Annotated in this window: 14 protein-coding genes, 8 tRNA genes, 1 rRNA gene and 1 pseudogene; 4 read left to right on the forward strand and 20 right to left on the reverse strand. The window is 39.1% G+C overall.

Annotation, left to right across the window (positions count from 1 at the left end; genetic code table 11):
* Positions 1–15: 15 nt before the first annotated feature.
* Positions 16–1,275, reverse strand: a complete 1,260-nt coding sequence (locus AWH49_RS14560; RefSeq protein WP_244886872.1) for an FAD-binding oxidoreductase — start codon at positions 1,273–1,275, stop codon at positions 16–18.
* Between the two features lie 38 nt (positions 1,276–1,313).
* Positions 1,314–2,093 (reverse strand): SDR family NAD(P)-dependent oxidoreductase, encoded by a 780-nt coding sequence (locus AWH49_RS14565; RefSeq protein WP_094777180.1) that lies wholly within the window; start codon positions 2,091–2,093, stop codon positions 1,314–1,316.
* 267 nt (positions 2,094–2,360) lie between these two features.
* Between AWH49_RS14565 and AWH49_RS20130 the strand changes: the two genes are divergently transcribed.
* Both AWH49_RS20130 and AWH49_RS14570 read left to right on the forward strand, forming a co-directional pair.
* Entirely contained in the window at positions 2,361–2,498 is a 138-nt protein-coding gene (locus AWH49_RS20130) for a hypothetical protein (RefSeq protein WP_157723744.1), read from the forward strand.
* A 414-nt stretch (positions 2,499–2,912) separates the two neighbouring features.
* The gene (locus AWH49_RS14570; protein WP_082862866.1) at positions 2,913–3,635 is read left to right on the forward strand and encodes a MurR/RpiR family transcriptional regulator; all 723 of its coding nucleotides are present in this window, start codon (positions 2,913–2,915) and stop codon (positions 3,633–3,635) included.
* A 512-nt stretch (positions 3,636–4,147) separates the two neighbouring features.
* On the opposite strand, the gene AWH49_RS21350 is transcribed toward AWH49_RS14570, so the two are convergent.
* Both AWH49_RS21350 and AWH49_RS14575 read right to left on the reverse strand, forming a co-directional pair.
* Positions 4,148–4,240: a helix-turn-helix domain-containing protein gene (locus AWH49_RS21350; protein ID WP_425305717.1), complete on the reverse strand. Its 93-nt coding sequence runs from the start codon at positions 4,238–4,240 to the stop codon at positions 4,148–4,150.
* Positions 4,221–4,661 carry a recombinase family protein gene (locus AWH49_RS14575; protein ID WP_244886874.1) on the reverse strand — a complete coding sequence of 147 codons (441 nt, stop codon included), beginning with the start codon at positions 4,659–4,661 and terminating at the stop codon, positions 4,221–4,223. Before AWH49_RS14575 ends, AWH49_RS21350 begins: the two co-directional genes overlap by 20 nt.
* 403 nt (positions 4,662–5,064) lie before the next feature.
* On the opposite strand from AWH49_RS14575, the pseudogene AWH49_RS14580 reads away from it, so the two are divergent.
* Positions 5,065–5,514, forward strand: a pseudogene (locus tag AWH49_RS14580) (recombinase family protein); the annotation flags it as partial.
* Between the two features lie 550 nt (positions 5,515–6,064).
* On the opposite strand, the gene glmS reads toward AWH49_RS14580, so the two are convergent.
* From glmS to sigW, 6 genes are all read right to left on the reverse strand, one after another.
* A complete protein-coding gene (gene glmS / locus AWH49_RS14585) occupies positions 6,065–7,867 on the reverse strand; it encodes a glutamine--fructose-6-phosphate transaminase (isomerizing) (protein WP_063966324.1) in 1,803 nt (600 codons plus the stop codon).
* Positions 7,868–8,603: 736 nt separating this feature from the next.
* Positions 8,604–9,950, reverse strand: coding sequence for a phosphoglucosamine mutase (glmM, locus tag AWH49_RS14590; RefSeq protein ID WP_063966325.1), 1,347 nt, complete (start codon positions 9,948–9,950; stop codon positions 8,604–8,606).
* 37 nt (positions 9,951–9,987) lie between these two features.
* Entirely contained in the window at positions 9,988–10,947 is a 960-nt protein-coding gene (locus tag AWH49_RS14595) for a CdaR family protein (RefSeq protein WP_063966326.1), read from the reverse strand.
* On the reverse strand, positions 10,940–11,779 hold the full coding sequence (gene cdaA, locus AWH49_RS14600; RefSeq protein ID WP_018395196.1) for a diadenylate cyclase CdaA: 840 nt from the start codon (positions 11,777–11,779) through the stop codon (positions 10,940–10,942). Before cdaA ends, AWH49_RS14595 begins: the two co-directional genes overlap by 8 nt.
* Positions 11,780–11,892: 113 nt before the next feature.
* A complete protein-coding gene (locus AWH49_RS14605) occupies positions 11,893–12,489 on the reverse strand; it encodes an anti-sigma factor family protein (protein ID WP_063966327.1) in 597 nt (198 codons plus the stop codon).
* Between the two features lie 19 nt (positions 12,490–12,508).
* Positions 12,509–13,072, reverse strand: coding sequence for an RNA polymerase sigma factor SigW (sigW, locus tag AWH49_RS14610; protein WP_018395194.1), 564 nt, complete (start codon positions 13,070–13,072; stop codon positions 12,509–12,511).
* 156 nt (positions 13,073–13,228) lie between these two features.
* On the opposite strand from sigW, the gene AWH49_RS19475 reads away from it, so the two are divergent.
* Positions 13,229–13,396 carry an aspartyl-phosphate phosphatase Spo0E family protein gene (locus AWH49_RS19475; RefSeq protein ID WP_081898058.1) on the forward strand — a complete coding sequence of 56 codons (168 nt, stop codon included), beginning with the start codon at positions 13,229–13,231 and terminating at the stop codon, positions 13,394–13,396.
* 22 nt (positions 13,397–13,418) lie between these two features.
* On the opposite strand, the gene rocF is transcribed toward AWH49_RS19475, so the two are convergent.
* The 10 genes from rocF to rrf all read right to left on the reverse strand — a co-directional run bounded on the left by rocF (position 13,419) and on the right by rrf (position 15,343).
* The gene (rocF, locus tag AWH49_RS14615; protein ID WP_063966328.1) at positions 13,419–14,315 is read right to left on the reverse strand and encodes an arginase; all 897 of its coding nucleotides are present in this window, start codon (positions 14,313–14,315) and stop codon (positions 13,419–13,421) included.
* Positions 14,316–14,396: 81 nt separating this feature from the next.
* Positions 14,397–14,469 (reverse strand) — tRNA-Lys (locus AWH49_RS14620).
* A gap of 4 nt (positions 14,470–14,473) precedes the next feature.
* Positions 14,474–14,548 (reverse strand) — tRNA-Gln (locus tag AWH49_RS14625).
* A gap of 68 nt (positions 14,549–14,616) precedes the next feature.
* Positions 14,617–14,700: transfer RNA gene (locus AWH49_RS14630), tRNA-Tyr, on the reverse strand.
* A gap of 27 nt (positions 14,701–14,727) precedes the next feature.
* Positions 14,728–14,803: transfer RNA gene (locus AWH49_RS14635), tRNA-Thr, on the reverse strand.
* A 17-nt stretch (positions 14,804–14,820) separates the two neighbouring features.
* Positions 14,821–14,896: transfer RNA gene (locus tag AWH49_RS14640), tRNA-Val, on the reverse strand.
* Between the two features lie 3 nt (positions 14,897–14,899).
* Positions 14,900–14,974: transfer RNA gene (locus tag AWH49_RS14645), tRNA-Glu, on the reverse strand.
* 31 nt (positions 14,975–15,005) lie between these two features.
* Positions 15,006–15,078 (reverse strand) — tRNA-Thr (locus tag AWH49_RS14650).
* A 7-nt stretch (positions 15,079–15,085) separates the two neighbouring features.
* Positions 15,086–15,160 (reverse strand) — tRNA-Asn (locus AWH49_RS14655).
* Between the two features lie 67 nt (positions 15,161–15,227).
* Positions 15,228–15,343 (reverse strand): 5S ribosomal RNA (gene rrf, locus AWH49_RS14660).
* Positions 15,344–15,562 lie beyond the last annotated feature (219 nt).

Genomic DNA, 15,562 nt, shown 5'->3' on the forward strand with positions numbered 1-15,562 from the left:
AGAAAAGGGATTCCGTCATTTACACAAAATTCTTGACGCTCCCTCCGGCGCACAATTAATATTATAGTTGTATACAAAGTACATATTCGTTCCATTAAGATAACTATGGGATGAGTGTCCACCAAGCATTGTTACATCTTCAATTCGATCAAATTCTTCTCTTACTCTTTTCATTACATTGTGATAAATCTTAACAATGTTTTCCCAGTCAGCTGATACTTCAGTTGTAAAACCATCATGCTTATTAAGATCAACCATTCTTTGGAATTCATTATCAATGTGTTGTTGCGTCCAATTCAGGTTATTAAACCAATTTTCGATTAAATTGTCTTCTACTTTTTCAATTATTCCTTCTTGGAATTTAGAAACGGCTTCTTCAATCGCTTCAGTAGTTGCCTTGACAATACTTTCTGGTCCTTCTGACATGAAAATCAAAACACATTTGTCTTTATGGAAATGAGCAAAATGTTGTCTTGCATCTTCTTCAGAATATACACGTGCAACAGATGGTCTAAAGCCGTTTGTAATAACTTCTCTTAAAACTTTTATACCTGTATCAACGTCTTTTATTAAATAACCATGAAAAATATTATTTTCTGGGTGGAATTTAAAAATTTTAACGGTAACTTCCGTTATATAACATAGCGTTCCTTCATTACCGATTGCAATATGCCTAATATCTGGTCCGCCAGCTCTTCTTGGAACATTTTTTATTCTAGAAATATGTCCATTTGGAAATACACATTCTAACCCTACAACCATATCTTCAATTGCACCGTATAACGTTGAAAATTGTCCAATACTTCTCGTTGCCAATAATCCACCATATTGTGCAACTGGTTTTGACTGTGGAGAGTGACCTGTCGTATAGCCAACTTTACGTAACTCATCTTCTAACGTTTGTAGTTTCACACCAGCTTCTACAGTTGCTTGCATATTATAGGTATCTATTTTGATGATTTTATTCATTCTTGATCCATCAATCACTAAAGCGTTTTCTTTCCAGTTATCAAGACCGCCTTCAGTAGCTGTTTTTCCACTTCTAGGAATAACATTGATATTATTTTGATCACAAAACACCAGAAGTGACTTCACTTCTTCTGTTGAGTGTGGGTACACAATAGCCATTGGTACTGGATTATCAAGAACTTTTTTAGCTTTTGCATATTTTTTATAACGATCTGCCGCCGCATCATAAAGTGCATCATAATCTGTATTTATTTGTTCCACCGAAATAATAGACTCTAAATCTTTTAATAACTGTTCTTTACTCATAGTATGAAAATCTCCTTTTAATGAACGTTTACTTTCCTTTATCTTACTAAGTATCCACCATCAACATTTACTATAGTACCATTTACATAATTTGAAGCTTCTGAAGCTAAAAATACAGTTGTACCCATTAAATCTAAAATATATCCCCATCTATTTGCTGGAATATGGTCTAAAATACGTTGATTAGCTTCAGGGTTAGCTCTTGTTTCTGTTGTCAGTATAGTAGCAAAATACCCAGGTGCAATACCGTTAACTTGAATATTAAATTGAGCTAATTCATCACAATAAGCTTTTGTAAAACCTGCTAAACCATGTTTGCTTGCAGCATAAGCTGGCGACCACTGACCTCCAAGGTAGGAAAACAAAGAACAAGTATTAATAATTTTCCCACTTTTTTGTGGAATCATGTACTTAGCCACCTCATGAGATAATTCAAAACCAGCTGTTAAATTGATAGCGATCATTTTATCCCATTGAACTCTTGTAAACTTAGTTACATCTGGTTCATTAATACAAATACCTGCGTTATTCATGAGTATATCGATCTTCCCATAAGTTCTAATACATTCTTCTGCAATTTCTTTACAAGCGCCATCTTTAGTAACGTCTGTAATCATAAGATGGTACTTAACACCTTCTGCTTCAATGATTCTTTTAGTTTCATCATTGTCATCAGCGATGCTCACTGCAAAAATGTCTGCCCCTGCTTTTGCAAGTGCAAGTGCAAAACCTTGCCCCAACCCTGAATTCCCTCCAGTGATAATTGCCACTTTTCCTTTTAAGCTAAAGAAATTCATTGAGAAATCTTTGATATCCATTTTTTCAGTAATCATGTTTACACCTACCTCATAAATATTCTTTTTGATAAGGTTATTTTACTATGAAAAATACAAAATGCAATCTTTTTTAAGAAAATTTTTCACTTTTTGAACTTTTTATTTGTTTTTTTGGAAAATTTTCAGTAACATTTCATTTCTATAACATTGCTAATAAACTTACGCTTTTATTGACTATCCCCTTCTGTTTGGATAGATGTCGCATAGAATTTTAGTGTTATACTTTAGTAAGTACTGAGGTTGATCGACATGATACAGAAATTAGGAAAATGTTATATCGAGGTAATCAAAGAATCCATTGTGAAGAGGATTGCGCTACCTAGCAATGAGGTCATCAGTCAAATTAGTGAGGAAACAGGTATAACAGAAGCGACGTTGTATAAGTAAAAGAAAGATGCTTATGCTGCACCTGGGATGGATAAGGTTCTGAAAAATGGAATAGTGAAGATAAGTTTTTAATCGAAGTGGATATGTACTCAATGAATCAAGTAGAATTAGCGGAGTATTGTTGAAAATAGAGAACAAGTTTAAGAATGGCATGAATCCAATCAAACCAAGAGGAGTTAAAAGAAGAGAAAAAACGGGCAAAGTGGGAACATTGGAAGAAACTACAGTCTTATTACTTTTTAAAAAAAAGGCTCGAAACCCAGAGTACGAATGAATAGCCTGTCAGATCGTGCACTAGATGTTCTTTAATCTAAATACAATAGAAAACAAGGGAAGTGCGACAACTATCTTGACAAACAGGGGTATTAAAATAAAATAAATTTAACTAACCAGAATATAAGAAAAGAGAGAAATATGATAAATATAAATTCAAATAATTTAAATGAGCTAGATCTTTCTATTCATAACAAACTTTCTAAAATTATTGAAAAAAATTATAATCTTAAAATATTAGAGGCTGCTGAATATTGTGATGTGTCTCCTTCTAAAATATCAAAACTTGTAAGAAAACTAGGATTTGAAAATTTTAAGCAATATAGGCAATTTTTTGGCGGTAAGCAAATAATTTCTGAAGGCAAAAAAAATTCAAGTGAGCTTGAAAGGCTAAAAAACTATATAGAAAACTTTGACCCAGTTTTGATTGATAATTTTTTAACTATTTTTAATAAATACAATAGAATCGTTCTATTCGGACTAGGTCCATCATTTATTTGTGTGGAATACTTTGCTTATAAACTTGCTCTTGTATCTGGAAAAAATATTTTTGCGACCCAAAGTGAAACTTATGCTCAACATTTGGTTGATGATGAAACTCTTTTTATTGTTTTTTCAGTAACTGGCAAATACACTTCCTTTGAAAACCTTTTTAATACAATAAAGTCTTGTGGGTCTGAAATATTGCTAATATTAGAAGAGTATAACAATTCTTTAGCTTTAGAAATTGATAATATATTTTACTTAACAAAATCTACTCAAAATGAAAGTCTGTTACCCTTTGAAAAAACCCGAACAGTATTTTTTATCTTCGTAGAAGAAGTTATTGCGAGATTAATGTCAGAACGAGATAAAAATAACTAAAGTTATTCCGATTCATGATGGGGTTCCGTCGAATACACATCAAGCTAAGTTCAAATCATACCCCAAAAGTTAGACACAAAATCTAACTTTTGGGGTGTTTCTTTATATCAAAATACTCAACTGAGTTCAAATTAAAAATGAATCGTCTACACTTATCTAAACAAAAAATTAAGGTAAAGTGTCCATGATCCTATTTTTCTGTCTAGATAAATGTAACTGATGTTGCTGGCATTTAAAAAATGTAGTGTTTGGCAATTAAGGTTATGCATTATTCAGTGCATACCACGGCTTTACATGGAGTAGCGGTTATTGCAAAGCCCTAAGGCTTGCTCCTTTGCAAGAAAACCCACCCGCAGAGGCTCCATGTCAAGCAACATGGCTATGAGAATTTATACAGTCATTTGAATTTTCTTAATTGCCATTTGATACATTTCTTAACTGCCAAATACAGTAACTGATCCAATTATGCGGCAGGACACCTATATGAACAATGTAAACGAGCGATTGGACATTTAAAGTTTTTTCAAGATTTTATAGACTGTACTTCTTCCAATACTAAACTCTTTCGCTATATCAGTTGCACACTCACCTGCTTGAAATAGCATAACGATATGGCGTTTTGTTTTTTCTATCGATGGCTGGGCGTCCTCCAAGACGTCCTCGTTTGCGGGCAGCCTCAAGGCCGGCTTTTGTCCGTTGTTGAATGATGTCACGTTCAAATTCAGCAAAAACAGCGAGCATGTCAAACATCGCACGCCCTGTCGGTGTTTTCGTGTCAAAGCTATCGTTAATGCTAATAAAGTCAATGCCTCGGTTTTTCATTTCATCGGTCAGCTGATATAACTCTTTTGTACTACGAGCAAGCCGATCTAACTTGTACACGACAAAGCGATCACTACTTGCAGCTGCCTTCATCGCATTTTGCAATTCGGTTCGGTCCGTTTTTTTGCTTGATACTTTCTCTATATACATGATCAATTCTAAGCTTTGTTCCTTCACATACTTTTCAATGGCATGCTGCTGCATATCCAAATTCTATTCATCGGTATTTACACGAGCGTATCCAATTACTCTAGCCAGCGTTATCGCTCCTTTTATCTGTTTAAAATAGAATTAAGCACATTTAGTATAGGTTCCAGTGCTATAGCTTACATAGGAAAAGTGTTGCAGTAGTCCCCCAATGGTTGTGAAATTACAACCACCTGCCTTAGCCTGAACAGGGAAAGTACGATTATACCAATTTCTTGTTATGCACCCATTCACCTTGATTTCTTTAAATGATGCTTGAAACTCTTCAAACGTAACCTTTTTAGAATTTCCATTTTCCTCGATGGAGTATCGAACACCATCATCCTCTTTGTCTTGAAAACGATCCTGCTGATAATTTCACAAACACTGTTATTTGTTCCAAAACTCGTCCTTTTCTGAACACGATCATTCTGGTTCAAAAAGGACGAGTTTTTATTATCTTTTCTGTAATAAAACCCTGTTCATTATTCTATGTTCAGTAACCCATTTATTAGGAAGAAACATGCAAGACTTAATTCAAATTGTAAACAGTTTGAACGATCAAGGGATTGGCTTTCACAGTCTCCAAGAAAATCTGACAATGGATCGCGGCAATGCCACTGGTCAATTGATGTTTAATCTCTTTGCAGCATTTGCAGAGTTCGAAAGAAATCTGATTCAAGAACGCTCTGCCGCGGGACGGGTTGCTGCCAAAGCAAGAGGTCGCCTGGGAGGACGCCCAGAGAAATATGGACCGAAGGATGTTGAAATGATGAAATCTCTTATTGAAAGTGGCACACCGATTAAGGATGTTGCAGAGAGATGGGGAGTGTCTCGAACAACCATTTATCGCTATTTAGAAAGACATTAACGATCTAGAAAGGGGAATCGTGATGGCACACGGGCTAGGTAGCTTAAACGAAAAAGAGAAACAGCAAGCGTGGTCACGTTATCAGATGAATCATTCTTTTTAAAAAAATCTTGATCATTTCTGTGTATCAACTGGTGGTGAAGGAATTCCCGGAAAATTAAAACATTGTTGAAATGATAAAAGAAGTAAATAAAATACTTACTGTAATATAAAAACAATATTTCTAACTAAAAGAGACAACCACATTGTGTTGTCTCTTTTTTTAAAAATTAGTTTCTATTTTATTATTCCAATAAATTTCCACGTTAACTCAATAAGCCTTATTCAATTAACTGACCCGTTTGCTGAACAAGAAAAATCTTGCATTATCAAAATAGAATTTTTTTTCAAACTTTTTTTCAAATTATCAACATCAGATGTTCTTTTTCTTTTGTTTATAAAAAACACCCCTTTAGACCATCATATCTAAAGGGGTAAAACGGTTTGACTTTTTTACAAACGATGCAACTTTATTTTAAATTTACAATCTATACAATCGACTGCTTTTTTATTATTCAACTGTTACTGATTTGGCCAGGTTACGCGGTTTGTCTACATCGCAGTCACGGTGCAGTGCTGCGTAATAGGCGATGAGCTGGAATGGGATTACGGCTACGAGTGGTGCGAGCAGTTCGTGTACAGCTGGCAGCACGAAGCGGTCTCCTTCTTGATCAAGGCCTTGCATTGAGATAACGCATGTGTTGGCGCCACGGGCTGCGACTTCTTTCACGTTACCACGGATGTTCAAGTTCACAGCTGCCTGCGTGGCAAGAGCAATCACCGGTGTACCGTCTTCAATTAGCGCGATTGTACCGTGTTTCAATTCTCCACCGGCAAACCCTTCTGCTTGAATGTATGAAATTTCTTTTAACTTCAGCGCACCTTCAAGAACGGCATAATAATCGATGGAACGGCCAATGAAGAAGCAGTTGCGCGTTGTTGACAAATAGTCGCGCGCAATTTTTTCAAATTCTTCTTTGCCATCACAAAGAACCTCTATTGCATTTGCGGCAATACCGAGCTCGTGTACAAGGTCAAAGCCCATTTCGATGCCTGTGGATTTAGCCACATTGGCTGCTAGAATAGACAGAACAGCAATTTGAGCTGTGTAAGCTTTCGTTGAGGCAACCGCAATTTCCGGACCGGCATGAAGAAGCAATGTGTAATCCGCTTCACGTGACATTGTAGAACCGGCTACGTTTGTAATCGTTAATGCTCTGTAGCCTAGTTCTTTTACTTTTACTAAAACAGCACGGCTGTCTGCTGTTTCGCCACTTTGCGAAATGAAGATAAAGAGCGGTTTTTTTGATAATAGCGGCATGTTGTAGACAAATTCGCTTGCGACATGCACTTCTACTGGAATGTTCGCCAGTTGTTCTATATATTGCTTTCCAACAAGACCAGCATGATAACTCGTGCCACACGCAACGATGTACAGACGGTCTGCTTCGTTTAATGCGTTCAAAATGTTCGCTTCAATTGTCAGTTCGCCTTTTTCATTTTGATACGATTGCAAAATTTTACGAATGACGAACGGCTGCTCATCAACTTCTTTTAACATGTAATGCGGATAGGTACCTTTTTCAATATCACCGGCATCCAGTTCTGCTGTATAAGAGGCACGTTCAATGATTTCGGCGTTTGTATTTTTAATTGTGACGCTATCACTCGTTACTAACACCATTTCTTTATCCATCAATTCAACAAATTGATCCGTTACTTGAAGCATCGCCATTGCATCAGATGCAACAACGTTATAGTTTTCGCCAAGACCGACAAGAAGCGGACTTTTGTTTTTCGCTACATATATTGTGCTGTCATCTTCTTTATCGAGAAGCGCAAGCGCATATGAGCCTTTTAAAAGAGACAATGTTTTGCGGAATGCCTCTTCCGTCGTCATTCCTTCTTTTGCAAATAAACCGATCAACTGCACAATTACTTCTGTATCCGTATCGCTTTGAAGCGACACATCAAGTAAATATTCGCGTTTCAGATGCTCGTCATTTTCAATTACACCGTTATGAACAAGTGTAAAACGTCTGTCTTCATTTTGATGTGGATGCGCGTTGTAAAGGCTTGGTGCGCCGTGTGTCGCCCAACGAGTATGTCCAATTCCTACGCTTGATTGAACCTCTTCGTCAACAACTGCACGCAAATCAGCGATACGACCTTTTTCTTTGAAAATGTGCACACCCTCTTCGTTGCGCACAGCAATACCTGCAGAATCATAACCTCGGTATTCGAGCTTCTCAAGCCCTTTCAATAAAATTTCTTTCGTATCTTTGCTTCCAATATATCCAACGATTCCGCACATATATATTTTCCTCCTGATTGGAGGCGTCGGCAAAAAGCACTGGACAAGCACATTGCCTGCCGCGCCTCTGTTGTTTTATATGGTACACGTCCACTCCCTTTGTACATCCGGGTTACCCCGCTGTTTTAAGGAGGAACATGACAGTTGTGTACCGCAACCGGGAGGTATCCGCCGAATCATCGATAAACCTCCTCCTCGTCAACTAAGCGTATTGTCGTCCCGCTCAGTTCAGGCGCTTTGAGTCAAACTAGTAAACCCTGCTCTGCTCCTTTCCTTTTGTTGTAAAACACAGTAATCATACCTTTTTTTATTCCTCTCGTCAATAAATAACCTAGTTCCCCTGTTTTAAATAGGACAACAAGACTAGCCACAGCGAATGATACGTAATAAACATATCATTCAATCTGCTTCTTCCCGCAATCATACCTGCAAAAAATAAAAAGCCCACTGCTGACCAACTGCACTTAATATATTTAACAAGATAAACCGAAGTGCCAAGCCGACAGCAGCATGTATACTACTAATAGATGCAAGTGAAAAGAAAAACGGAACCGTCATTATAAAGTGAAACTTCATTCAGTGAGGTAAAAGGAACTATAGTAAAAAAATAGAGATTTGTAGAGAGTTCGGCCTGTTATGCAAGAATATGGGCTTTAGCGTATTAAGTATGAAAAAAGGAAGGCTAGGCATTCAGTTGTCACTGACTGCCTAGCCTTCCCCCTCAAATTTATTTAATTTAAAGACCCAATTCTTCTTCTACAATTGTGGCAATGCGTTCTGTATATGAACGGCATTGCTCTTCTGTTGCAGCTTCGACCATGACGCGCACCAGCGGTTCTGTACCGGATGGACGTACAAGTACACGGCCATTTCCAGCCATTTCTGTTTCTACTCTTTCAATCTCAGCTTTCACTTTTTCATTATCTGTCACATGATGTTTATCCGTTACACGGATGTTTACGAGCGTCTGCGGAAACTTCTTCATGTCTGCAGCTAGTTCTGACAATGACTTTTTTGTCGTCTTCATAATATTCACAAGCTGAAGACCGCTAAGTAAGCCATCACCTGTTGTATTGTAATCAAGGAAAATGATGTGGCCGGATTGTTCACCGCCAAGATTATAATTGTATTTTTTCATCGCTTCAACAACGTACCGATCACCAACAGCTGTCTGCTCGCTTTTAATGCCTATTTCTTCAAGCCCTTTATAAAATCCAAGGTTACTCATCACTGTCGATACAATCGTATCATTTGTTAGCTTACCCTGCTCTTTAAAATAACGCGCGCAAATAAACATAATTTGATCGCCATCAACAATATTCCCTTTTTCATCAACAGCAATTAAACGATCGCCATCGCCATCAAACGCAAGACCTAAATGAGCTTCTTTTTCTTTCACAAACTGCACCAGTTTCTCCGGATGTGTGGAACCGACACCATCGTTAATATTTAAGCCGTTTGGCGATGCACCCATTGTTGAAATATCCGCTTCAAGATCAGCAAACAAATGTGTCGCAAGTGCAGATGCGGCACCGTGTGCACAGTCAAGCGCTACATGAATGCCTTCGAAATCTTCATCAACAGACTGTTTTAAATATTGAATATACTTTTGGCCACCTTCAAGATAATCATTCAAAGACCCTAGATCACTGCCAGAAGGACGCGGCAATGTATCTTCTTCTTGATCAAGAAGCGCTTCAATTTCCACTTCCTGCTCGTCAGATAGTTTAAAACCGTCTGAGCCAAAAAACTTAATTCCATTATCCTGAACAGGGTTGTGAGATGCTGAAATCATGACACCAGCTTGTGCATCCATCGCTTTCGTCAAATACGCCACACCCGGTGTCGTAATAACACCGAGGCGCATCACTTCAGCGCCTATTGATAGAAGACCCGCAACAAGCGCACCTTCAAGCATCGGTCCAGAAATACGCGTATCGCGCCCAATTAATACTTTCGGACGACGATCCGTATTTTTCGTTAACACATATCCACCAAAACGGCCCAGTTTAAATGCAAGTTCCGGTGTCAATTCTGTATTCGCTATGCCTCTGACACCATCTGTACCAAAATACTTACCCATCTATTGTTTTCTCTCCTTTAATGAAACTGCTCAGTCATTATTCTGCAGTTGTTTTTTCCACTGTTACTTTCACTTTTACTACTTGCGGTGACGTAAAATTAATTCCGTTTCCAAGTGCAATAGGCACCGTCATCGTTGTATCTTTTGTTACGCCGCTTACATCAACAGGTATTTTGAGCTCTACTAGTTCTTCCAGCACTAATTCTTTTCCATAAACAGTAACTTCCTCAATATCTGGTTCGAGTGATACAATTTTTATTCCAGTCGGCGGTTCTCCTTTTGGAACAGCTTTGATCTCCACCTTTTTGCTTGGATTTTTAACGGAGATTGACATCTGAACGGTCTCTGGTTCAACTTTCACATCAAGTTTATTTAAGTCGCCATCAAGCACCTGCACATTGGCAGTCGCTGTTGTTTCTTCATCAATCTGCTGTCCACTTGTCAATGCCGCTTTTACAAAAGCAATTTTCTCAATATCCGACTGTGAACCGGTTACTTTCACTTCCTGAGGGGCGGCCGTCACTGTATCAACTTGATAGCCTTCCGCCAGGGCTGAATCATTAAATTCTGGTTTAACAGAATACGTCTCAGTCACTCTCTCTTCGATCGACACTTCCACAGCAGCCGGTTGAATAGATACCTTCAGCTTATCAGAAAAATTTTCATATTTGACCGCAACACGGTGAGTGCCTAGTTCCAGACCCGTCATATCAACATACAATCTAAAATCACGTAGACGCTTTGCTGATTCAATTAAACTCTTTGGTCCCGCCAATTCGACACGTACCTGTTCAGGTAGACCAGAAACATATAAATTTTCTGTATCATAATAGGCTTGTACGGGTACATTCGTCAACACCTCTGATGTTTCCTGTCCGGAATTATCTACACGTTGTGCCAGCTCAAAATCGTCAAAATTCAAGGTTACATATAGTAAAAAGGCCAGTAAAAAGGCTACAACGCGAACAAACCATTTACTTTCAATAAATTTATCCATTGCTTCTCCGCCCCTTCCACGTCCAGCGGTTAGAAGTTTCACTTTTTTCAATACCCGATAACAATTGGTGTTCCAAAATGTCTTCAAATTCCTCTTCTGTCAAATTACGATATAGATCGCCATTTCTCGTCACAGAAATTGCACCCGTTTCTTCTGACACAATAATTGTTAAACTGTCCGTCACTTCACTAATGCCAAGTGCTGCTCTATGACGCGTCCCGAGTTCTTTTGAAATGAACGGATTTTCCGACAACGGCAAATAACAAGCCGCTGCGGCGATTTGATCTTTTTGAATAATAACGGCACCATCATGAAGTGGTGTATTCGGAATAAAAATATTAATTAATAACTCCGACGTAATGACAGATTGCATCGGAATTCCTGTCTCGATATAATCATTCATGCCTGTCTCTTTTTCAATTGAGATCAGTGCGCCAATCCGCCGTTTGCTCATGTAGCGAACCGATTTGAGAAGTGCTTCAATAATTTTCCTCTGCTCTTCATCTTCCTGAATCGCACTCCGGGAAAAAATCCGGCCGCGTCCCAGCTGTTCAAGCGCACGCCGTACTTCTGGCTGGAATATGATAATGACCGCAAGAAAACCCCATGTGAGCGCCTGCTCCATAATCCAACTGAGCGTACTAAGACCAAATAGTCCACTAACCGCTCGCACGATGATGATCACAAAAATTCCTTTTAATAGCTGAACGGCTTTCGTCCCTCTGATCACCATCAGTAATTTATAAACAACATACCATACAAGTAATATATCAATTGCATTCGAGAAATAATCAATAAATGTAAAATCTTCAAAATAAGTGATAAACGGCATACTTCATCCTCCAGGTTGGAATTACGGAGCCGTGAAGAAAATCGCTTTCTTCTTTAACCTGTCTATTATAACATATGAGGTGAAAAGAAGCAGATGTTTGCCAGCTGCTTCTTTTATTTAAACAACGATTTTATTTCAAACCAGAGACGGCCGAACACACGGTCAATCTCCTCAATTTCACCAGTTACACTTCCAGCCGCTGCCATATATCGCTCCCCGTTAATGACCGTCACATTCCCGTCAACTTCGCCTTCAATTCGAATATCCCCATTTTTCACAACAATATCCTCTTCAATTACTGCACCAGCCGGGACAATAACCGTTTCGTTCTCTACCTTTAGTTCACTGTTTTTTGTAAAAGCAAAGTGATTATCCGCCTGCTCAAGCATTGAGAAAAATCCACCGCCCATCAGCAGGAGAAATAAAGCAGCCGCTGTAAAAAATGGGTGATTTCTAAGCCATCGTTCGACACCGAATTTCTTCGTCTCTCTCGGAAGCAATGCCATTACTCTAGCCGTAAAACCAGCCGGTGCTGCTATATGAGATGCACTTTGAACAAGTGCAATCGTTTTTTTCAATTCAAGATAATGACGCTTGCAGTCTTCACATGTTTCAATGTGAAACTTTAGCTCCTCTTTCGCATCATTTTCAATTTCCCCATCCAGATACTCATGCATATAATGAACAATCTGCTTCGGACAAGATGTCATCGTTCATCACACCCTTTCATTACAAATGACGCAAATGCTTTCGCAATGCTTCTCTGCCCCTGTGTACACGTGTTTTAACTGTTCCGAGCGGAAGCTCCAGTATATCCGCGATCTCCTGAAGCGGTAATTCCTCTATATATTTCAATACGATAACCGAACGATATTTTTCCGGGAGAAGCAAAATGGCTTGATGAATCGTTTCCTGTACTTCTAAACTTTCCACTTCCTCTTCAGGAAGCTGATCACCGGATGAAAGGTGAGAGTACATATTTAATCCATCTGTTCCCGCAATTTCTGCATCAAGATGATAATCCGGTTTCTTTTTGCGGATTTTATCAATGCATAAATTCGTTGCAATGCGGTACAGCCACGTTGAAAACTTTTTATCCTGATTATATGTGTGTATATTTAAAAACGCCTTTAAAAACGTTTCCTGAGCTGCATCCTCTGCTTCATGCCGATCCCAAAGCATACGAAAACAAATCTGGTACACTTTGTCTTTGTATAGTTCGACAATTTCACCAAATGCATTTTGATCACCTTTTAATACTTGTTTAATTCGTCTCTGTACCATTAAATCCATTTTTTCTCCCTCCGCCCTGGCGGTATATGTCTATACGGATGCGTTACACAAAAGTTTCAACAAAGTAATAAAAAACGATAATTAATTGTTTACATTTATTTGAAAAGAGTTATGATTATATATGTAAGTCTTTATGTACAAGGGGGGTATCAACATATGCAATTAATACACCTTCAGAACGAAATTGAAAACTGCCGATACGAAATGATTTCACTTGCTATGAAGACATCACTTTCTAATATTATTGTAGTGGAATTAAGTAAAAAGCTTGACCAGCTACTCAACGAATATCAACAAATAAAATGGAAGCAAACACCATACTGACGCTGCTTCCATTTTATATTTATTATAACAGTTTTTCACCAAATAACGAACCTATCAATGCAACTGCTGCTTCAGCCGTTTTATTTTTCTCATCTAAAATAGGATTAACTTCAACAAATTCTGCGGACACTATTAGACCGCTTTCAGCAAGCATTTCCATCGCCAAATGGCTTTCACGATAGGTAAGACCGCCGACAACAGGAGTTCCGACACCTGGCGCATCTATAGGATCAAGGCTATCCAAATCAAGCGATAAATGAATCCCATCCACACGTTCTTTCAAATAATCAATTGTTTCTGTAATTACCGCCGCCATACCAAGACGATCCACTTCATGCATCGTATATACTTTAATATTTTTTTCTTTAATTAATTCTTTTTCCCCTTTATCTAATGAACGGGCACCAATAATTACAATGTTCTCTGCTTTAATTTTTGGTATTCTTTCGTAAATAGTAGTCAGTTGTTCATGCCCAAGACCCATACTGACGGCAAGTGGCATACCATGTATGTTCCCACTCGGTGATGTCTTAGGCGTATTTAAATCTCCATGTGCATCATACCAGATTACACCTGTATTTTGATAATGTTTAGTGACACCCGCAATGGTGCCAATCGCTATACTATGATCACCACCAAGCACAAGCGGAAAAAAACCATTCTGAATTACATCATCAACCATAATTGCCAGTGCTTTGCTTACTTCCGTAACAGCAGTCAAATTTTTTAACGACTCTTCTAGTTCATGATAGTGGCTGACATAAATATTTCCATGATCCTTCACATCAAAATTCAACTCTTCTAGTTTCTCTCTTAGCCCTGCGTAGCGGATCGCACTTGGACCCATGTCAACACCACGTCTTGTCTGACCCAAATCCATTGGTACACCAATGATACATACTTTCCGTTTAGAGTACATAACCTTCTCACCCTTCTTTTGAAAGTAAAAAAGCTGACAACAAAACCAAAAATAGGTTTTGTTGTCAGCTTTTTTTCGGAGTGAGCCATGAAGGATTCGAACCTTCGACCCTCTGATTAAAAGTCAGATGCTCTACCAACTGAGCTAATGGCTCAAAATGGCTGGGCTAGCTGGATTCGAACCAGCGCGTGACGGAGTCAAAGTCCGTTGCCTTACCGCTTGGCTATAGCCCAATAATATTTGTCATTAGTATAACCTAAAATGAGAAAAAGAACATTATGAATATGTTCCTTTAGCAAAATGGTGGAGGGGGGCAGATTCGAACTGCCGAACCCGAAGGAGCGGATTTACAGTCCGCCGCGTTTAGCCACTTCGCTACCCCTCCGCTATATATCCGTTTACCTAAAAAAGATGGTGCCGGCAAGAGGACTTGAACCCCCAACCTACTGATTACAAGTCAGTTGCTCTACCAGTTGAGCTACACCGGCATCATTAAAAGAATAAATGGTGGAGGATGACGGGATCGAACCGCCGACCCTCTGCTTGTAAGGCAGATGCTCTCCCAGCTGAGCTAATCCTCCAAATGGTGACCCCTACGGGATTCGAACCCGTGTTACCGCCGTGAAAGGGCGGTGTCTTAACCGCTTGACCAAGGGGCCGTTATAAAATTAAACCGGCTTGAATGTGATAAGCTTCCAACCGGGATCGAACCGGTGACCTCTTCCTTACCATGGAAGCACTCTACCTGCTGAGCTATGGAAGCAAAGCAATGGCTCCGCAGGCAAGACTCGAACTTGCGACCGATCGGTTAACAGCCGATTGCTCTACCACTGAGCTACTGCGGAATAATTTGACCAGCTAAAATAATCAAATCAAACTCTTGGTCTATTGATCACTTTCGCTTTTCGTTTTGCCAGGCGGCGTCCTGCTCTCACAGGGGGAAACCCCCAACTACCATCGGCGCTGAAGAGCTTAACTGCCGTGTTCGGGATGGGAACGGGTGTGACCTCTTCGCTAATGCCACCTGACTATGAAGTTCGAAAGAAAGATGTTCTTTCAAAACTGGATATAAGGGATTCGTATGATACGTATAACACCAAGTGTTGTTTCGTGTTGTCCAGCCCCAGCCAGCCCCAATGGGCCAGCTGGCACTTTTCGTTCTTGGTTACTTCCTCGATCGATTAGTATTCGTCAGCTCCATGTGTCGCCTCACTTCCACCCCGAACCTATCTATCTCCTCATGTCCC

This window comes from Domibacillus aminovorans (assembly GCF_001643235.1).
Classification (GTDB): domain Bacteria; phylum Bacillota; class Bacilli; order Bacillales; family Domibacillaceae; genus Domibacillus; species Domibacillus aminovorans.